This is a genomic window from Microbacterium sp. (assembly GCF_031180975.1).
In the GTDB taxonomy this organism is placed as follows: Bacteria; Actinomycetota; Actinomycetes; order Actinomycetales; family Microbacteriaceae; genus Microbacterium.
The window spans coordinates 113,260-134,655 of the sequence record NZ_JAPSLI010000002.1 but is presented as its reverse complement, the minus strand read 5'-3'; the positions used below and the strand labels follow the sequence as shown (position 1 = coordinate 134,655).

Here is a 21,396-nt window from a genome sequence, read left to right as displayed (position 1 = left end):
GCTGGTCACCACGTTCATGGACTGCAGGAACCACACCGTGATCTCGTCCTCGCCGTCGGCCGTGTTCGAGCTGAGAGTCGCGTTGCCGTGCACGATCGTCTTGGCGCCGAGGAAGATGTAGCCGGCGCTCCCCCAGGTCGTCTTCGTGCCCGGCTGCGCGGTGTCGAGCCCGGACGGGTCGCCGAGCCGGATGACGTCGACGTCGCTGCCGCCCCAGACGTTCGTCTGACGGCCGGTCACCGGGTTCGCCGTGGAGGGTGCGCCGGCGCCCATCGGCTCGTCTCCGGGGCCGCCGGCGGTGACGGCGCAGTCGGCGATGATGCGCCCGCGGAGGATCATCGACGTGCCGTACTCGGTGCCGACGCCGCCGGTGTCGGCGTTGCCGAAGTCGCCGCGGATGTCGATGGACAGGTTCGCCAGGATCTGGCTGTTCTGGTGCAGGGTCACGTCGTCGCCGACCCGCAGCTCCACGCTGCCGGTCTCGGCGAAGATCGTGCCGTTCGGGATGACGCGCGGGGCGTCGATGTCGCTGTTCGGTCCGCGGGTGTTCGACTCGGCGAACCTCGCGGTGCCGCTGTGGATCAGGTAGAGGTCCTCGTCGAGTTCGGCGGTCTCCCGGACGGTGAGGCGGATGTTGCCGGTCAGGGAGTGCGCGAGCACGAGGCGCAGATAGGAGTCGGTCTCGGTGTAGTAGATGCCGCCGGTGGCCTCGAGCCCGACGTCATCGCCGGAGGCCGCGAGGGCGGGATCGGATGCCCCGGTGACGGGGTGGTTGCCGCAGTTGACGTATGTGCAGCCGAAGGGGGGCGCCCGCCCGGAGTCCACCATGACGTCCATGGACTGCAGGCCGATGGATCCACCGTTGGCGTCGATGTCCACGGCATCCGCTCGGATGTTGTCGCTGTCATCCAGCTTGGCGTTCAGGACCGAGCCGTCCACGGTGCGCAGTCCGGCGTTGCCCGTCGTCGCGGCGGTGCTGCCGGCGGTGTAGATCTCCCACAGCGGCATGTCGCCGGTGAGCTCGTCGAGGTAGATACCGGCGGTCTGCGCGTCGGCGGAGTCGAGGTCGTACGCCTTCAGGACGCCGTCCGCGGCGTCGTCCCAGGTCGCGTCGAGCACGGCGGTGTCGATCTCGAGCCAGTCGGTGAGGAGGCCGATGCCGCCGATGCCGCCCGCCTCGCCGGCGTGCATCGTGATGTTGATGCCGGTGACGTCGATGGTGGCCCGACCGTCGGCATCCAGGATCCGCATCGGCGAGTGCAACTCGACGTCACCGTTCGTGGAGTGGATGTGCCCGACCAGCATGTCGCCGGCAAGCTCGGTGGCGGTGATGTCGCCGTTGGTGCGCAGGAAGATCTGTGCCACGTTGAACGCCATGCCCGGGTCGTCGACGGGGCCGCTGTGTGCGCCGCCGGTCCAGGCGACGTCGGTGTTGATGATGATGTGGATGGTGGTGTCCGGGGTGGGGTCGGCGGTCACGGCGTGCGCGCCGCTGGCGACGGCCGTCGTGCGGCAGGTCTTCGGCTCCTGGCCGCCGGTGGTGACGTGGCAGATGTCGATGTCGTCGCCCGCGCGCACCTCGGTGAAGTCATAGGTGGAGTCGATCTCGCCATCGTCGTCTGTGCCGAGGGCCCGCAGGATGTGGGCGAGGGCGGGGTCGGGCGCGTCGGGGCGGAAGTGCGTCTCGTACTGCCCGGACCCGGTGCCGCAGTCACCAGGGTAGGTGCCGCTGCAGCTGCCGCGATCGATCGAGTCGCCGTCGTTGATCGCGGGCGTGAACGTGGTCGGGAAGGTGAAGCCGTAGTAGGTCGACGTCGCGGCCGGCTGGTACATGTCCACCACGACGAGCACCAGATCGCTCGGGCCATCGCCGTTCTTGGAGTCGTTGAGGACGACGTCGACGTCGTCGCCGGCGCGGACGCGCTGGATCACGATCGTGGCGGGGGTCCCGAGTGCCGTGTCGGTGCGGCGGAAGTAGGTCAGGTCGACGACGACGTCCTTGCCGGCGTCGAGGGTGACGACAGGCGCCTTGTCACACGGTGCGGCTCCCGTGCAGAAGTCCGGGTCGGGGTGGAGGTAGTGCACCAGTTCGATCTCGATCGGGTTGCGGACTGGGTCGGGGTTCTGGTGAGTCGGGCTTTGGTCCCCGATGTTCCCGTGCGGCGCGTCGATGTCGATGACGTTCGTGCGGATCAGCTCGTGGCCGCCGCCGGAGAGGATGTCGCCGGAGCCGTTGAAGATCTCGGTCTCGCCCAGTGGGTTCTCGATGTACCCGTCGAGGCGGAGGAACGGGTTGCGGACGGGGCAGCTGAACGCGCATGTGTTGCGGATCTGCACGTACGTGGGCGGGAAGGTGTACTCGATATCGAAGTCGAACGTGGTGTTCGGGTCGTCCTCCGAGAGCGGCCCGTTGCCGGCGGCGCCGTCGTCCCAGATCTTGTCGACGCGGATGTCGATGCGCGGGGGGTTCAGCGTGTTCACCACGTCGATGTTCTTCGTCACCAGGTTCAGGTTCGACGCGTTCACGATCCGAACGAAGTCCCAGGTCTGCTGGAACTCGAAGCTGCCGGCTGCGCCCCAGATCTCGCCGACCGGGCCGCCGAAGACAGTCAGGTCGTTGGCGAGGAAGCGCGCCTGGGCTCCGTGATCGTAGACGATGTGGTCCACCGTGACCGTCGTGCCGCTGAGCGTGCCCTGGGTGTGGGTGTCGGTGAGCGGGTTGTCCTCGAAGCAGTGGCCCTGGTCGTCGCACACCTTGACGTTCACGATCTCCACGATCGCGCCGCTGCCGTCGATGACGAGCACCGGGTTCGGCTCGCCGAGCATGACGACGGTGGCCTCCCAGAAGATCTCGCGCCGGAGCGCCGAGTTGTCACCGTGCCCGACGCCGCCGTTGCCGAAGTCGAGGAACCCGCCGGAGGTGTCGGCGTGGCGACGGATCCGTTGGATGCGGTCGTTCACCTGCACGGTGAGGTCGGAGGTGGTGAGGACGGCGTTGTTGCGGCCGACGACCTTCGCCTCGAGCGTGGGGTGGATGCTCGCGTCGGCATCCGTCGCGCCGCCGCCGCAGTCGCATTCGGCGAACGCGTCCGCGTTGAAGTCGACGCCCAGCCACTCGGCGAGAATCGCGATGTCGACGTGCCCGGTGAGGATGACACTGCCGAGCAGGGTGCTGCGCGTGTACCCCTCGACGTTGATCTCGGAGTCGGCGTCGGAGTCGGCGCCCAGCGCGATCGCGTAAGTGAAGGTGTGCGCGTACGCCTTCGCGGAGTCCACGAAGCTGCCGATGCGGACGTGCCGGCCGGTGAGGGCGCCGCCGACCTCGGTGAGCGTGTCCGCCGCATCCACGCCGGTGCCGATGAGGACGTTGGCCGCAGTCTCGGCGGATGCGCCGAGGCCGCCCACATCGGCGACGGAGTCGGCGAAACCGTCGAAGGAGGTGTGCGACTCGACCGCGAGGCGGTCGCCGGCGGTCAAGGTGCCGTGCGTGACGGTCTTCGTGGCGTATCCGCCGCGCGCATCCGTCGACCCGAAGGACCCGCCGACGAGTCCGCCCTGCTGCGTGGAGGCGAGCACCTTGGGGCGCAGGTCGCTGAAGGCGGCGAGGCTGAGGTCGTCGGTCGCGGTGATGACGGCGCCGGAGGCGACGGTGAGGTCGTTGACGATGAAGGTGGTCGCCCTGGCATCCGAGTCGCCGATCGAGATCGCGCCGCCGCCCGCGTTGCCGGCGACGCCCTTCGCCAGGGCGGTGGCGTGCGTGGTGACGGAGACGTCGGAGCCGGTGATCCTCGCCCCGCCGCCGATGCTCACCCCGGCGGTGACTGTGGTGCCGGCGCTGGAGGATGCCGTGGAGACGTTGATCGCGCCGCCTCCGCCGCCGGCGGCGGTGGCCGAGATCACGCCGTCTGTGGAGCTGGCCGCGCCGGACGGGCCGCCGATGCCGTGCAGCTTCTGGATGCCGCCGGTGGCCGCGAGCTGCAGGATGAGGCGCTGGACGCCGGAGCCGGATCCGGTGAGGTCGACGCCCTCGACGCGGAAGACGTGCGGGTAGGCTCCGCCGCCGGACAGGCCGATCGGCGCCCCGTTGAAGGACGCGGAGAGCTGGAAGCTGGTGCCGTTCGCCCCGACCACGTAGTAGCCGAAGCCGTCCTGCAGCCCGCCGAGAGCCCGCGTCGTGGTGGCGTTCAGCTGGTGCCGCACGGTCGACGGGCTGGCTCCGGGGTTCAGCGAGATGGCCACGACGCTCGCGCTGCCCACCGCGCCGTCGTCGCCCGCGACACCGGTGGCGAAGGAGCTGTTGCACACGCCGTTGGCGCCGAGGGCGATGCCACGGGCGTTGCAGTACGTGCTGGCCAGGCGCAGCTGGTCACCGCCCACGCGGATGACGTAGTAGGTGGCGCCGTTGCTGAGCCCGCCGATGGTTGCGCCGTTCGCCTGGTAGACCATCGGGGTGCCGCTCAGCGGCACGGAGTTCGCGGCCCCGACTGTGATGACGTTGCCGCTGACGTGCGCGGAGGAGAAGAAGTTCGACGCGGGGGCGGCGTGGTAGGTGACGTACTGGCCGTCGCTGAACCCGCCGCTGATCCGGTCGGTGCCGGTGTTCACCTGGGAGGGCAGCGCGACCACCTGGGGTGGGTTGTGCACGTCCACGCCGGTCAGCTGCAGCTTCAGCCGGAACGCGTCGATCTTGTAGACCTTGTAGACGCCGGCGGAGAGACCGCCGATGGCGCCGCCGAGGGGCTGGTAGACCACCAGGTCGCCGGTCTCGAACCGGTGGGACTGGAAGCCGAAGTCGATGATGTCGGTGTCCGGATCGATCACGGCGCCCTCGACGATGCCGGGCGTGGCGGGGTCGTCGAAGACGAACTCGAGGCCGAGTTGGAGCGTGTTCGCGCCGGTGACGATGACGTTGATGCTGCGTCCGCTCAGGCCGGTCGCGATCGCCGTGCCGCCCTGCGCGTCGTAGATGACGAGCTGGCCGGTGTAGGCGTTGTGCTGCAGCGAGAACGAGATCGTGTTGCCGGAGACCCCGCTGCCGGCGTCGAACGTGCCGTCGGAGCTGGGCGGGGGCGGCTGGTTGCTGGTCGCGTCGATGGTGACGAGGCCGTTCGTGCTGGTGATCGACGCCCCGCCTGTGACGAGGACGGACACCGTCGGGTTCATCGTGGCCGTCGCCCCGAACAGGTTGACGTTGAGGACGCCGCCGCTGCCGCTCGTGGTCGCGGCATCCGCGTCGTTGAGGCTCTCGGCCTTGGCCGACACCGCCCCCGAGACGATGATCACCGACGCGCTTCCGCCGAGCGTGACCGCCACCGTGGGCGAGCCCTTCGCGGTCGACGAGGAGTCGCTGATCGAGAGGGCGCCGCCGCCGGCATTCTCCATGCCGGCGAAGGCGACGTCGTCGGCCTTGGCCAGCACGTCGAGGACGGAGGCGCCGCTCGCGGCGCCCACACGGACGTGCCCGAGCAGGTCGGCCCGGGTGACGCCCTTCGCGTCGGCGGTCGGGTTGGCGTCCGGTGCGATGCTCGCGAGGCCGCCCTGGACGCGTTCGAACACGGCCTTGGCCTGGTTGTGCGAGAGCGCCCGGAGTGCGGCGGTGCCGGATGGGGCGGCGAGGGTCGCCCCGGCCTCGACCGTGGCCGTGGTCGTCGCCTTCGCCTCGGCGAGCATCGACACGTCGCTGATCGCCAGCAGCAGGGACACCGTTGTCGCGCTCGCCGAGGCGAACACGCGGTTGCCGAGGAAGCCGCCGGCGTAGTTGTGGTGGGCGAGGACGGATGCGGACGCCCCCGTGCTGTGCACGCGCCCGCTGCCGGAGACCGAGGCGGCAGTCGTGGTGTTGTCGACCGCCGTGACCGCGCCGGCGACGGCGGAGAGGAAGCCTGCGATCTGCAGCGCCTTGTAGGTCGCGGTGACCTTGATCCTGGCGTCGGCGAGGACCGTGATCTCCCCCGTCGCCTGGAGCACTCCGCCGACGCGGGAGCGTGTCGTGACGGAGGCGGTCGCGTCGAGGTCGGCGACCGACACACCCGCGCCGATGCCGCCTCCGGCGGCGCGGCCCTGTACCCGGGGGTGCGCGTCGGTGCGGGCGGTGACGGTCGCGGCGGCGATCGTGCCGGAGGTTCCATCGAAGTAGGCGTCGACGGTTCCGCCGGAGGTGACCGAACCCTCGACCACGCCGATGCCGGCGAGCACGCCCACGGCGGGGAGGGCCAGGGCGTCCACCTGGGCGTCGCCGAACGCCCGGGCGATGATCGACAGGAAGGTGGACGCACTGACCTGCGTGCCGGCGCCGACGCCGGCAGCGATGGTGGGCGAGTTCTTCGCCTGGGCGAAGCCGCCTGCGACGCCCGCCGCGAGCCCCACGGCGCCGAGGCTGACGCGGGCGAACGCCGGTGCGACGGTGGTCAGCACATCGGAGGTGGTGTTGGTGGCGTCGTCGATGTTCGCGAAGGTGTAGCTGGGCGAGAGCGGGGTGCCGTGCTGATCGACGTTCACGCGTGCGGTGAGGGTCACGTTGCGGCCGCTGAGCGAGCCTCCGCCGACCGTGTACGCCTTCACAGTCGGCGTCAGGACTGCGTGCGTCGAGGTGAGGCCGGCATCGAACCCGAGCGAGGCGCCGAAGCCCTTGGCGTCGGCGATGGCCACCGCGATGGCGGCGGCGGTGAAGGCGATGTCGCCACCCATCACCTGTGCGTCGTCACCGAGGTACGCCAGCACCGTGGGTGTTGACGTGGTGGTGACCTTCACGATCGCGGCGGCGAAACCGAGGCTGAAGCCGAACGCGGACGAGGTCGCCAGCGGGGTCGAGGTGTACTGCGCCGTCACCGCGACAGCGCCGGTGGTCACGACGGACGTCGGGTCACCGGCATCCGAGGACGACGTCCCGTCGGCCGGACCGACGCGCGCGGCGACGGTCGTCGAGTCGGTCGCGCGGGCCTGCGAGCCCGAGACGCCGATGATGCGGATGCCGGCGGCGGCGGTCGACGCCTTCGGCGAGCTCGTTCCGCCGGCGGTCAGCGTCACGGAGCCGGCTGTGACGTCGGCGCGGTCGTCGATGTACGCGGTGATCGTGCCGCTCGTGGTGGCCTCGAGGTCGACGAAGGAGATGTCGATGGGGGCGGCCGAGACGTTGGTGCCGAGCGCCGTGGCGTGGGCGGTGCGCGTCGCCGCGAGCGTCGCGGCACCGGAGGCGAGATTCACCGTCTCGTCGAATCCGATCGCGGCGCGCGTGGTGCCGCCCACGAAGGCGCGCGGGCCGGAAACCAGCACGTTGGCGAGGGCGGAGATGCCGACCATCTTCGCCTCGGCGACGGCATCCGGCGTCGCGGTGGCGGTGATCGTGAGCGAGCCGGCGTTGACCGACTTGCCGTCGCCGACGAACGCGCTGGTGGTGCCGGTGACCTTCGCCTCCGGCTGCAGCAGCGACACCGACAGGCCGCCGCCCGCCGCTCCGCCGGCGTAGGCGGTGGCGTCGTCGTCCGAGGTCGCGGACACGGTGACCGCGCCGCTGCTGACGTTCGCGCCGCCGATCGCTGCCTCGGTGGTGGCGGTGACCTCGGCGAGCGAGTAGGCGACGACGACGCCGACGATGCTGATGGCGATGATCTCGGAGGCGTCGGCGGTGGCGGTGTTGTGCGAGTTCGCGGTGGCGGATGTCGACGTGCCGCCGGTGACCTGTCCGAGGTAGCTCGCCCTCGTGGCGCCGCTGACCCGCGCGATCGGCAGCCTCACTGTGATGGTGCCGAGCCCGACGGTGGGCCCGTCGGAGTCGGAGGTCGCGGTGTAGGTCGAGTCGCTGGTGACCGTGAACGCCCCGCCGGTGAAGGCGGTGCCGCCGTCTCCCCCCGCTACCGTGTCGGCGGACACGATGGCACGCGTCTCGGTGCCGGAGGTGGTCAGGCCGCCGATCCCCACGAAGGTGCTGTCGGCGTCGGCGAGCATCGTCGCGTCGGCGTTGATGGTGATCGAGCCCGCCCCGGTGATCGCGCCGTTCAGCTTGGCCCGCACCGATCCGCTCACGGTTGCCAGAGCCGAGACGAGGCCGGCGCTGATGCCGCCGGCGGCGGCGCCGTGCACCTGCGCCCTGGCGTAGTTCTGCTGGCCGTTCGCGGTTGTCAGCTGCGCGTCGATGAGGACGGCGCCGGAGACGTTCACGCTGCTGTTCGCGCCGACGACGGCGTCGGCATGCCCGCCGGCGCTGGCCTCGGCGTTGACGCCGGTGCCGCCGAACCCGGCGGAGACCGTCACGACATCGACGTCGGAGACCGCCTGGTTGCGGGCGCGGACGTGGACCGTGAGGCTCGCGGTCTTGGTGCCTGTGGACGGGATGTCACCGTCGAAGGATGCGGTGGTGTGGCCGTCGGCGGTGGCCTTGCTGATCTGCACGCTCAGGCTCACGCCGATGCCGGCGCCGATCGCGGTTGTGGTCGCGGTCGCGGTGTTCGCGGAGGCGGCCGTGACGAGCACGGCACCGGCCGGTGCGCTCACCTGCGCCCCGGCGAGGACGACGGCGGTGGTGGTCGCGGCCGGCGTGATCAGTGCCTCTGCCCAGTTGAAGGCCGCCGCGCCGATGCCGCCGATCGAGACGATGATCACGCTCGTCGTCACCGTGTTGACGCTGGTCGCCGACACGGTGACACCCGCGGCACCCGCGGAGAGATCCCCTTCGACGCTCGCGATGGTGGCGGCGGCGACGAGGGCGGTCGGGACGGACACGGCCGCTCCGAAGATCGCACCGCCGGCGCCCATGCCGGTCGTGGTGGCAGCGGTGTTCGCCGAGGTCGCGGTGAAGGAGATCTGGCCGCTGGAGGAGATCTGCTGGTCGCCGTCCGGGTCCGTCGAGGAAGCTTCGACCACCGCGGCGGAGGTGACCTCAGCATCCGCGATGCTGACGGCGATGCCGGCAAGACCGGCGCCGGCGGCGACGATGAGGTCGGCCTTGGCGTAGTTGCGGCCGGTGGCCGCGACCGTGACGGACGCGGATCCCGTGACGTCGCCGTCGAGGGCGGCTTTCAGCGCGCCGCCGACGTGCGCCTGCGCGGCGAACACGGCGCCGGACGCGAACAGGGCGGCAGCGACGTTCTCGCCCTCGGCGATCGCCTCGTTGCGGGCGTTCGTGCCCTTCATCTCAGCGGTGACGGCGATGGCGCCGGAGGAGGCGATGGAGGCGCCGGAGGTGACGGCGGCGATGATGTCGGCGCTGTCGGCGATCGTCGCCTGCGCGAAGGCGACGTTGACGCCGACGCCGGAGATGCCGATCACGAGGACGTCGGCCTTCGCCCGGTTCTCGGCGATCGCGTGCACGGTCGTGCTCGCCGAGCCCAGGATCGTCCCGCTCAGGGTCGCCGTGGTGTGACCGGACACGGTGGCGATGGGGATCATCGCCGCGATCGCGGCGACGCCGACCGTGATGCCCGGGGTGTTCGCGATGACGACGTTCACAGCGTCGGCTTCGACGAGCACCGCGCCGGACGAGGTCAGTGAGCCGCCGAGCTCGGCTTCGGTGTGCCGGGAGAGCGTGGCGATGTTGACGGTGAATCCGACGGCGAGGGCGCCGGTGGCGACGTTGACGGTCTGCGCGGCGAGCGGGTCGCGGTCGCCGAGGGCGCGGACCGTGACGGCGCCGATCGCGCCGGTGAAGGTCGCGAGCGAGGAGGCGCGGGTGGTGCCGGAGTACTCGATGACCGCCACGACGCCGCTGAGGCCGACGACGATGCCGCCGACGATGCCCACGGCCCACGCGGTCGGCGTGAAGTGATCGGTCGCCGTGACGTTCACCGTGCCGACGCTGCCGACCGTCCCGATGGGCACCGCGCCGATGGTGGCGCGGGTGTCGCCTGAGACGGCGATGACCGAGACCGCGGCGCCCGCGCCTGCGGCGGCGAATGTGAGGCCGATCGCGTAGCCGGCGATCGTCTTGGCGGCGTCGGCGGTGACGAGGACTCCGCCGCTCGCCCGCGGCAGCGTGGCGCCGGTGTCGATGTGCGCGGTGACCGCGGAGGTGTCGGTGAGGACGAGGATCTGCCCGGCGACCGCGACCACTCCGATGGCGCCGGTGACGGCGATGACCTCGATGTCCTCGACGAGGGTGGCCTCCACTCGGATCGCGCCGGCGGCGGAGACGGATGCCCCGCTGTACACGCCCGCGTCGACGTTTCCGGCGACGGTGAGGATCGCGATGCCGGCGCCGATCGCGCCGGCGCCGCCCGCGACCGCCCCGGCGAGGACGAACACGTCCGCCTGCTCGTGCGCGCCCACCTCGACGTTCGCGAGCATCGAGTGCACGGTGCCGTAGATGCCTGCCGTGACGCCCGAGGGCGGGGCGGGCTGGGCGAACCGGTCCTGGGTGGGGGTGGAGTCCGTGTAGGAGCCGTTGACGCTCGAGTCGGATGCCGCCGCTCCCCCGTACACCCGGAAGCGGTAGTCGTCGTCCGCGAGCGCCCAGCGCGCGGCATCCGCGTTCGGGGCGAGGTTCGCGTTCGCGATGGCGACTTTCGCGCGGTAGTGGTGACCGCCGAACCGGACGTAGGCGCCGGCGGCGTAGGCGTTGCCGAGGACGAACGCCGGGGTGGAGTCCTGAGGTGCGCCGTCGAGCGCCGACTTCCAGCCGTCCTTGACGGCGTACCAGTTCGGGTTGTTCTCCGGGTCGGCCTGACCGGCGGCGATGTGGGCGGTCGCCTGGTAGCGGACTCCATCGAAGGTGACCTGGTCGCCCTCGTCGTACGCGGTGCCGCTGTTCCATGCCGGGGCCGGACCGTTGCTGCCGTTACCGGAGGCGACCTGGTCGGCCTGCTGCTGCCCGTTGGTGCCCTCGCCGTTCGTGGCGGTGGCTGGCTGATCCTGCTGCCACTTCGTGGCATCCGTGCCGGGCTGCACGCCGGTGCTTCCGGTCTTCGCGATCCAGGTCTGCCCGCCGAAGGTGACCACGTCGCCGGCGGCGTATGCGGCGGTGCCGTTCCAGGCGCCGCGGTGCGGTCCGTGCGCATCGGTCGAGTAGGAGGCGGTGGGTGCGGTGCCGATCGCCCACACCGAGACGGCGCCGGCCACGCCGACGAAGCCGCCGCCGATGGAGACCGCGTAGGACTGGACGTCCTTGATCGCGAGCGCCTTCACCGTGACGGCGGCCTTGGCCCAGATGTCGGTGCCGGCTGCGAGGGAAGCGTTGACCGTGATCGACGCGACGCCGATGTCGATGCCGCCCGATGCCCCGACGAACCCGCCGGCGACGCCGCCCGCGAAGGTGACCGCGTCGAAGCGGTCGGTCGCGACGACGGTGACCGCCTGGGCGTCGTTCACCCCGGCGATGATCGTGCCCGCACCCTGGTTCACGGTCGTGGTCGCGTCGATGTACGCCCGCGTCACCACAGTGAAGACGTTGACCCCGATGTTGGCGGTCACGCCGACGAACCCGGCGCCGATGCCCGCGACCAGGCCGAACAGCCGCTCCGAGGAGGAGGACTGCACCGCGAGCCCGCGGAACAGTGCCGTCGGGAACCCGCCCCCGGCGATGGTGCCGTTCGACGCCGACGACAGCCCGCCGCCCTGCGCCTTGACGATGACGGTGTTGCCGCTGCCGAGGAATGCACGGGTGGTCTTCTCGATGATCGCCACGCCGACTCCGACGCCGACGCCGACGTAGCCGGCGGCGATCGACGCGGTGATCAGGATGAGGGTGGAGGTGCTGTGGGCGAAGACGCCGATGTTGTTGTCGGCGCGCAGGGTCACCCCGGTGCCGGTGAAGGCGTTCGTGAACTCCTTCACCACCGTCACGCCGACGGTGCCGGCGACGCCCACGGTGCCACCGCCTGCCGCGGCGTTCACCGAGACGATGGCGGTGCGGGCGTCGGCGCGCACCTCGATGTTGTTGCGGGCGTTGACGACGGCGTTCGCGGCGATCGACGCGTCGGTGTGCAGCTCTACGACGCGGACGGCGGCGGAGGCGCCGACCCCGGCGGTTCCGGCGACGGCGATGGAGGCGGCGATGCCGAGGGTGCGGAAGCTGTTCACGGCGGAGACGAGCACGGACTGGCTTCCGTCAGCCGATCCGGCGTTCGCTCCGCAGGCGAGGTCGCCGTCGGCGCAGTTGATCCTCGCGCCGGTCCCGATCGTGGCGGTGGTGTGCACGGTGACGACCGCCACCGAGCCGGACAGGCTCACCGCGGCGGTGCCGGCGCCGCCGGCTGCCACCCCGATCGAGCCGAGGTAGTCGCTGTTGGAGGCCGTGACCGCCACGCCGCCGAAGCCGGTGCGGACCGGGCTGTGGATGACCTGCGGTCCGAGCTCGGCTCCGGGGCCGGCGGGCAGCATCCCGGAGGGGACCAGGCTGTGCGAGCGTCCGCTGCCCGTCGAGGTGAGGTCGATGGGGGTGCCGCGGGCGATGTCCGCGGAGGTGTTGCAGTCGTCCTTCTTGCCTGTGGCCTCGCACTTCGTGCGCACCAGCTGCACGTGGCTCAGGTTCACCGGGTCGGCCGGGTTCGCGGTGAAGAAGTAGTAGGTCGCGCCGTCGACCAGCCCGCCGATCGGCGTGCCGCCGCCGGCGCTGTAGATCACCGGGTCGCCGTTGCGCAGCACCATCGGGGTGACGCCGTCGTCCTCGTACAGGACGTACGGGAGCACGATGTAGTTGGAACCGACGTGGACGGCACGTTCGGCCGTGAACCGGGCGGAGACGTCGGACGCGACGCCGGGCTCTGTGGTGGGCACGAACCGGTGGTTCTCGCCCATGATGACGCCGGCGGGGAGGCTGAGGCCGGTGACGGCGAACCCGGGCGCGCAGCTGAACTCGGACGAGCCGGCCGTCACCGGTGGGCCGCGCTTGGTGCACAGCTGGATGGCGGTGGCCGAGACCGGGATGATGAAGTAGGTGCCGCCGTCCGTCAGCCCGGTGATGGGTGCGCCGCCGCCGGCATCGTAGACGACCTGCTGACCGTACTTGAAGCCGTGGTTGTAGCCGAGGTTGATGGTCGCGCCGTCGGCCTGCAGGCCCTTGCCGTCGAACGGGCTGCCGGGGAAGGGCACCGGCCAGCCCCCGAGCGTCCCGCGCGGGTCGAACCGGGTGTCGGTGCCGGTGGTCGCGTAGCTGCCGGCGTTGACGGTGGCGTGGGTGATGTGGCCGGGCAGGGCCAGAGACGTGACACGGGCGTTCGCGCCGATCGTCGCCGTGGTCGTCTTGGTCACGACGGGCACGGCGACGCCCGCGCCGATCGCAGCGGTGCCGGCGACCGAGATGTTCCCGGCGATGGTGAACAGGGTGAGCGCGGAGTCGGCCGAGACGATGACGTTGCCGCCGGCGTGCAGGTCCGCCGCGGAGCCGACGGTGGCGGTGGTGAGGATCGTGATCACCGGGACGGTGACGTTGACCGTGACGGCGGCGGTCCCACCGCCGCTGCCTCCTGCGGAAATGGACTTCGCATCGACGCGGGACCGTGCCTCGACGACGATGTCGCCGTTCGCGCGGACGATGCTGGACGATCCGATGGACGCCGCCGTGGTGGTGTGCACCGACGGGACGTCGACGCCGACGCCGACGCCGGCCGTGCCGCCGACGGCGAGCACGCCCGCGAGTGCGAGCAGGTCGAGCTGGTCGGATGCCGTGACGACGACGTTCTGGGTGAGGGCGGGCGCACTGTTCGCGCACGCCACGCCGGCGCAGTTCACCCGGACGCTGTCGCCGATCTCGGCGGTGGTGGTGTTCTCGAGGACGGTGACGGTGACCGATCCGCCGACCCCGGCCGACTGACCTCCCGCACCGCCGACCGCGAGGAGCACGTAGTGGCCGGTCTGCTCCGCCTCGACGGTCAGGTCGTCGCGTGCGCGGACATCGGCGCCGTCGGCGACACGGGCCCTGACGTGGTTGTCGCGGACGACGACGGTCACCGACGCGCCGACCCCGGCGCCGCTGGTCGATACCGACAGGTTGCCGCCGGCGAGATCCGCGGAAGTCGTCTTCCCGGCGTGCACGGTGACGTCGTCGTTCGCGGCGACGAGGGCGTCGCCGAGCTCGGCCAGCACCTGCGGGGCGGATCCGCCCTGGTTGGCCACGACGACCAGCACGGCACCGGTCGCGGCGACCGATCCGGCGCTGGCAGCCCCGGCCACGGCGAGGACGAACCAGTCCTCGGTGGAGAGAGCCTCGACGGTCACGGAGCCGCCGGCGCGGACGGCGACGGCATCCGCGATCCAGGCGCGGACGTCGGAGTTGGAGATCTCGACGACCACGGTGATGCCGACGCCGGCGGAGTCCTTGCTCAGCGACAGGGTGCCGCCGACGTCGACGATCTCGAGGTCATCCTCGGCACGCACGGTGACGTGCTGGCCGGTGCCGCCGATGAGCCCCTCCTGGTTCAGCTGCGCTCCGGCCGCGATCCAGGCGCGGGTGGAGAAGTTCAGGATGTTGACGATGAATGCGCCGGTGACGGCGGCGCCTCCGGCGCTCGCACCGCCGGCGATGGCGACGTTCGTCAGGGTGAGCCAGTCGATCTTGCCCGCGACCGGCTCGGGGACCTTCGGCACGAGCGGCACCAGCCGACTGCTGGCCGTGACGGCGACCGCACCGCTCGCGTCGACGCGGGTGGGCGTGACGCCGCTGGAGGCGACCCACGCCCTGGTCCCGATCTCGAGGAAGTTCACCAGGAAGGCGCCGCCGATCGCGGCGCCGGAGCTCGTGGACAGCGCGCCGGAGATCGCAAGGTTCTGCAGGCCGATCGACTGTCCGGCCGTCACGGTGACGTCGCCGTTCGGCGCGTCGACATCGGCGCCGGCGCCGATGTGCGCCTCGGTGGTCAGCAACAGGATCTGCACGGCGGCGCTGCCCGCCACCGAGGTGCTCTTCCCGCCGCCCGCCGCGAAGGACCAGACGACGAATTCGTTGCGCGCGCCGTTCGGCAGCAGTGCGGCGACGGTGACGCCAGTCTGCCCTGTGACGTGCGCCCCCGCGCCGATCGTGGCGAGGTTGTCGGCGTCCTGCACGTTGAGGCCGATCGTGGCGCCCACCTTCGTGCCGCCGGAGTCGAGGTCGATCGCCGAGCCGACGGCCAAGGCGGAAGCGGTGAGCAACAGGGTCGAGCGCACGGTCACGGCACCTGTGGTGGCAGTCACGTCGACGTCGGTGATCCGGGCGGTCGAGGTGGCGACCAGCCAGTTGACGGCGACCGCGGCGGCGACCGCGGTCGTGCTGCTCTGCTGCGATCCGGACTGCCCGGACTGTTCGGCCTGGGCGTCGTTCGCCCCGTTCGCCCCGTTGGAACCGTTGGTGCCGCCGTTCGCACTCGGCAGTCCAGCGGTGGAGTCCTTGGTGTTCTGCGTGTTCGGGTTGTTCGCGCCGTTGACCTGTTCGTTCGACTTCTGGTCGCCGCTGGAGTCGGATTCCTCCGCACCCTTCGCGCTGGCGACCGAGCGCGCTTCGGTGCGCGCCTCGGACGCCGCGACGACCTCGACGCTGCTCGCCCGTGCATCGCGCGCGAGCTCGGCGAGCGTCGTCCACCCCACCACGGCGTTGATGGCCAGGTCGGCACCGACCGCGGTGCTCTTGCCCGCGGCATCCGCTTTGCCCTCGGTCGCGACCCAGAGGGTGTGTGTCGCCGTCACGGCGAGGGCGCCGGTGCCGGTGTAGCCGGAGGCCGCGGTGCCCAGCCGTGCGACGACGATGTCGTCGACGTTGACGACCAGGGCGACCACCGGCGTCACCGCCGTGCCGCCTTCGGTGCCGCCCTCGGCCTTGGTGCTCATGTCGCGCAGACCGGAGGCGGCGATGGTGAGCCCGATGCCGCCGGTGACCGTGGCGCCGTCCTGCACCTCGGCGCGCACGGCGCTGCCGTCGATGACCTGCAGGGCGAAGGCGGCGCCGACTCCGGTGGCCGAGCCGACCTCGGCGCGCGAGGTCGCCGTGACGCTGTCACGCTCGTTGCTGCGCGCCGATACGGCGCCCGCAGCGGTGCTCAGTGTGACGGTGGAGCCCGCCGGCAGCAGCGCGTGCGTGGTGTTGTCGAGGATGTTGATGGCGAGAGCCCCGGCGACGCCGACGCTGTCGGCCTTGCTCGCACCGGCCCGTGCCGTGGTGGCGATCTCGTGCTCGAAGAGGCGGAACAAGGTGTCGGTGGCGGGTGCCGCCGGCAGCTGATCCCCGGCGCCGAGCGTCGCCGAGGCCTGGTGCACCCACTCGTGCTGGTCGTTGCGCTTGTAGAACCCGGCGGCCTTGCTGCCGTCCGTCTCGGTGAGGTGGAACCAGGTGCCCTCGTCGATCTCGTCCTTGGGCAGTTCGGCCTTCTGCTTGACGGTGTACTTGGTGACGAACACCCACGCGCCGCCCTCGCGCTTCCAGACGCTGCCCGCGGGGTGGCCGTCCTTGGCCTTCTTCAGCAGGTAGTACTGGCCGTCGATGGCGCCGGCGGGGAGTTCGTCGACGGTGCCGGTGAGGCTGACGTTCGTGTCGATGTTCCAGGCGGAGCCGTCGAAGACGTACAGCCCGTCGTCGCCGCCGCTTCCGCCGTTGGTCGTCACGAAGTACTTGTCGTTCTTCGACGGGCCGGGCAGCTGCCTGCCCGACTCGACGGTCTCCCACGCGGTGCCGTTCCAGCGGCGCACGATGTCGTTCGTGTCGCCCGCGAGCATGCCGGCGGTGACCGTGAGCCCGGTGACGGTGACGGTGGTGGCGCCGGTGCTGGCGCTGATGACGATGTCGACCTTCTGCACCGCCACGCCGGCGCCGACTCCGACGGATCCGTCGGTGGCGGAGTCGCCGGATGCGGTGGCTGCGGCGTCGGTGTCGCCGCGGGCGGTCAGAGACACCGCGCCGCCGGCTTGCACGACGATGCCGTTGGCGAAGAAGGCGCGCGCGGTGCTGGCGACCACGTTGATCGCGATGGCCCCGGCGATCGAGACGCTGCTTCCGCCGTTCTCGTTCGAGGCGGCCTTCGGAGTGCTGGTGGTGGAGGAACCGCCACCGGCGTTCTGCTGCTTGCTCTCGTTCGCCTTGGCGAGGTTGTCGTCGGCCTTCTTGTTGACGTTCTTGCCGCCCCCGCCCGAGCCCTCCGATGGCGAGGCACCCTTGGTCGCGGCTTCGGCCTTGGTGTCGACGTCGACGCGCTGCTGCGCGGTGAACGAGACGGCGCCTGTGGTCTGGATGCTTCGAGCGCTGGCGGATTCGGCGACGATGTCGTCGAGAACGGCCAGGGCGAGCGAGACGCCGATGCCGGCGGAGCTGCCGGCGACCGTCGACCCCTTGGCGGTGGTGGTCGCGGTGACCTTCTGCGTGGCGGAGGCGGTGATGCTCGAGGCGTTCAGCACCGTGGTGCCGGCGCCGAGCGAGGCGCGCGTGTGGATGGATGCGATGACGATGGCGACCGCGGGGACGATGGTGACGCTGCCCGACTTGCCTCCGGCCTGCGCCTGAGTCGTCAGCGCGACGTCGTGGGTCGCTGTGAGCGTGAGTGCTCCGGCTCCAGTGAGCGGAGGGCCACGGGTCGGGTCGGTCACGGGCGAGATGCCGGCGTACACGCGGTGAGTGGGGAGGTTGAGGGCGATCGCGGCGCCGAGGCCGACAGTGGCGCCGCCGGACTGCGCGGCCTTCGCCGACGCCTTGTCGGTGCTCTTCGAGCCGGCGGTGATGCTGACCGCTCCGCCGCCGACGATCGCGACACCGGGCACCGGGTCGGGTCCGGGGTGCGGGCCAGGGGCGGGGCTGCCGAGCAGCGCCCCGGTGGTGTCCTCCTCAACGACATTGAGGGCGAACGCGCCGGCGACGCCGAGCGTGCCGGCGCTGTCACCCGCGCCCGCTTCGGCGGTGGCCTCGAACGCGTGCGTCGCATCGGACTCGACCTGCTTGACGGTCGCGGAGATGGTGAGACCGGCGGCCTGCAGCGATGCGCCGACGCCGAGGCCGGCCCGGTTGATGAGGCGGACCTTGTTGACGGCGAGGGCGGCGCCGATGCCGACGGTGTCGGACGTCGCGCTGGTGCCCTTGGCTGTCGCAGTGGCGTCAGTGTTGTTCGCGCTGCGGAAGGATGCCGTGCCGGTGGTGGTGAGGGACGCGCCGTCCCCGAGCACAGCGAGGGTGACGGAGCGCACCAGGTTGAAGGCGATCGCGGCTGCCACGCTGACCGTGGTGCCGTCCTCGTTCTGCGCCTTCGGCGTGGTGGATCCGCCGCCCGCTCCCCCGGTCGTGCGGGTGGACGCGTTGCCGAGCTTGTCGTCGGACTTGGCGTTCACGTCCTTGCCGGTGGAATCCTTGCCGGTGCCGCCGGACTCCCCCGGCGCGCCGGTGGTGCTCGCCTCGGCCGTGGTCGCGGTCGTGGAGATCCCGGTGGCGGTGACGGCGACGTCGCCCTGTGCGGTGACGTCGCGGTCTATGAGCGCGGATGCCTCGTGGTCGGCGGAGGTGAGGGCGAACGCGATCGCCGCGCCGAGCGCGGCGCCCGCCCCGGCACCGGTAGCGCCGACGGCCTTCGTCGTCGTCTTCGCGGTCTGCTCCGCGGTGAGGGTGAGCGTGCCGGTGAGCGTCAGCGCCGGACCGCCGAGCACGACGGCCGTGGTGCGGACGTTGTGCACGGCGATGCTGGCGACTCCGGTGAGCGAGGCGCTGGTGCCGCCATCGGCGCCTCCGATCGTCTCGGTGGTGGCGTCGTCCAGCCCGGTGGCGGTGGCTGTGAAGGCCGCGATCCCGTCCGCCGCCGCGCCGTCCGCTGCGCCGGCCTCGACGGTGGTGCGGACCAGAGTCAGGGCGACGGAGGCGCCCGCACCGACCGCGCTGCCGTTGTCACCACCGGCGGCCTGCTTCGCGGTCGCCTTGGCGGTGCTGGCGTGGCTGCCGCGCGCGGCTGTGGTCACGGCGCTGCCGCCGTAGGAGCCCGTCCCGCGCAGCTGCGCCGAGGTGACGGCATCCTTCTTGAGCACGGCGAGCGAGCCGGCGATGGCCACCGACCCGCTCGACTTCTTCCCCGACACGGCGGTGGCCGTGTACGAGGACGCTCCGGTCGCCGGCTCCGCAGCGGTGGCGGTGACGCCTCCGGGTGCGTGCAGCAGGGCGTTCAGCAGGAACGCCTCGGTGAGCAGGTCGGCGATGAGGATCGCGACACCGATCGCGAGTCCAAGACCACTGGCGCCGCCGGTGCCGTCGGTGGTGCCGCCGTCGGCATCCGCTACGACGGTGTTCTTGGCGGTCGCGGTGATCGCCTGCGTGCCGGTGGTGGTGACCCGCGCTCCGCTGATGTGGGCGCGGGTGTCGTTGTCGAGGACGGCGACGGCGATCGCCCCGGCGACGTCGATCGCGCCGTCGCTGGTGGACGACTGCCCGTTGCCGCGGTCGGCACCGTTGGCCGGCTTGTTGTTCTGGGTCGCGCCGCCCTTGCCGGCCTTCGAGCGCGCGGTGACGGTCGACGTCTGCTCGGCCCGGACGACCAGGGAGGCGGCGGTCGTGCCGATCGGGTTGGTCGAGTCGATGGCGGCTTCGGTGAGCTGGCGGAGGTGCACCACCGCGACGCCCGCCCCGCTGGCGGCGTCCTTGGCGTCGCCGATCCCCTCGAGCGTCGCGGTGTTGGCTGCACTGACGGCGAGTGCCCCGCCGACGATGGCCCGCGCGGTCTCGGTGATCCAGCCGGTCGCCTCCGACGTGACGGTGACGATCGCGACGGCGGCGTCGTAGCTGCCCGCGGTCTCCTGCTTCGACGCGTCGGCCTGCGGTGTCGCGCCCGCCGTGACGGTGGACGTCGCGGCAATGGTCGCCGCCCCGTCGACGTCGATGAGCGAGCTGCCACCGAGCCGTGAGACCGCGGTAGAGGTCACGATCGCGGCGTCGCCGTACTGCTTGACCAGCGTGAACGGGCCGACCACGGAACGCGCGTTGGCGGTGAGGTCGCCGGTGGTCTGGATGCTGGACGCGCCGCGTACATCGATGCGCGCAGCCGAGTTCACCAGCACGGCGTAGGCCGTGGATGCCGAGGCGTCGGGTGTCACCGTGGCTTCGGCGGTCATCGTGATGTCGCCGGTCGCGGTGATGCTGCTGTCCTGGATGACGATCTCCGCGGTCGCGTCATGGTCGAGGCATTCGGTGATGCTGAAGTCGTCGAAGTCCGTGCAGTCCGCCGCATTCAGCGGGTTGCCGTCGGTGTTGCTCTCGCTCGCAGTGAGGGTCACGGCGCCGGCGGTGAGTTGCGCGTTGTCGAACCTGATCGACTCGAACAGGGCCGTGAAGGCGGCGTGGACAAGGGCGAGCGCGCCCTTCACGACGAGGGCGTCGTGTCCGTCTCCGCCATCGATGCGCAGCTCCTCCCCGGCGAGGGTGGGGGCGACGAAGCTGATCTGCTCGAAGGCGTGCCCGCCGGTCGAGCGCAGCAGCAGTCGACCGACGTTGTCGGGGTCCTCCAGCAGTTCGGCCTCGTTGTCGCCGGCGGTCAGCACGTGCGTCTTGCTGCCGGGCGTCGTGTCGACGATCGGCTCGATGTTCGTGTAGGTCACCACGGTCGACCCGAAGTCGAGGCTGCCGCTGGACGCATCCACCGCGCGGGAGGACAGTCCGCCCGCGCCGCGGGTCACCAGCGAGTCGAAGCCCGCTGCGCCGTCGAAGGAGACCGGGATGCCCGGCTGCGTGCCGCCGAAGTCGATCGTGAACGTGTTGTCGCCTGCCGTGCCGGTGACCCGGATCGCGGAGATCTCGGCGAGCGATCGGGTCACGCCTCCGAAGCTGACTGTGCCGTCGGCGTGGAACATCAGTGTCCCGGTGGAGCCCGACATGGCGATGACCCACGGCGTGGCCGTGGACGGCGCCGACGCCGGTTCGCTCTCAGCGCCGTCGGTCTGGGTCGTCGCGGGCGCCGAATCCTGCGGTGCGGGCACCGGGTCGGACGGCGCCGGGGGCTCCGCGGCCGGTGCGGGTTCCGTCGTCGCGGGCGGCACGGGCGCAGGGGCGGGCGTGCTCACGGCGGGTGCCGGAGGCTCCTCGGCGGGCGGTTCCACGGGGGCCGCTGGCGCTGGTTCGGCCGGGGCCGGTTCGGCCGGCGCGGGCTCGGCCGGTGCGGGCTCGGCCGGTGCTGGTTCGGCCGGCGCCGGCGACTCGGATGCCGGTGGAGGATCGCTGACCTCGAACGGCCGCGAGTTCAGAGCGGCGACCTGGCCGACGACTTCGGTGGTGCTCGGGAGTGCTGCGGCGTCGACGGGTGCGTCTGCCCCGCTCACCCGGACGACGAGTTCGTCCGCCGGCGCGGGTGCGGCGTGCGGCCGCTCTTCGGTGGTCGCCGCGGAACCGTCGGGGGCGCTGCGCGCGATCACCACGGCGGGGGCGCCCAGCCCCGGGAGGGCGCCAAGAGGGAGCGCCATGCTCACGGCGACGGCGATGGCCGTCGCGTACGTGAGCACACCGAACGCCGCTTTCCGCGAACGTTCCGCTCCCAATCCCCAGCTCAT

General features: G+C 71.6%; 1 protein-coding gene (only partly in view). It reads right to left on the bottom strand.

The genetic code is table 11. The annotated features are described in order from the left end of the window. Positions 1-21,396, bottom strand: the 5' portion of a protein-coding gene (locus tag RIF65_RS03665; protein ID WP_309064384.1) for a hypothetical protein. The gene continues 10,359 nt to the left of window position 1, outside the view; the window shows 21,396 of its 31,755 coding nt (coding positions 1-21,396); its start codon is at positions 21,394-21,396; its stop codon lies off the left edge, out of view.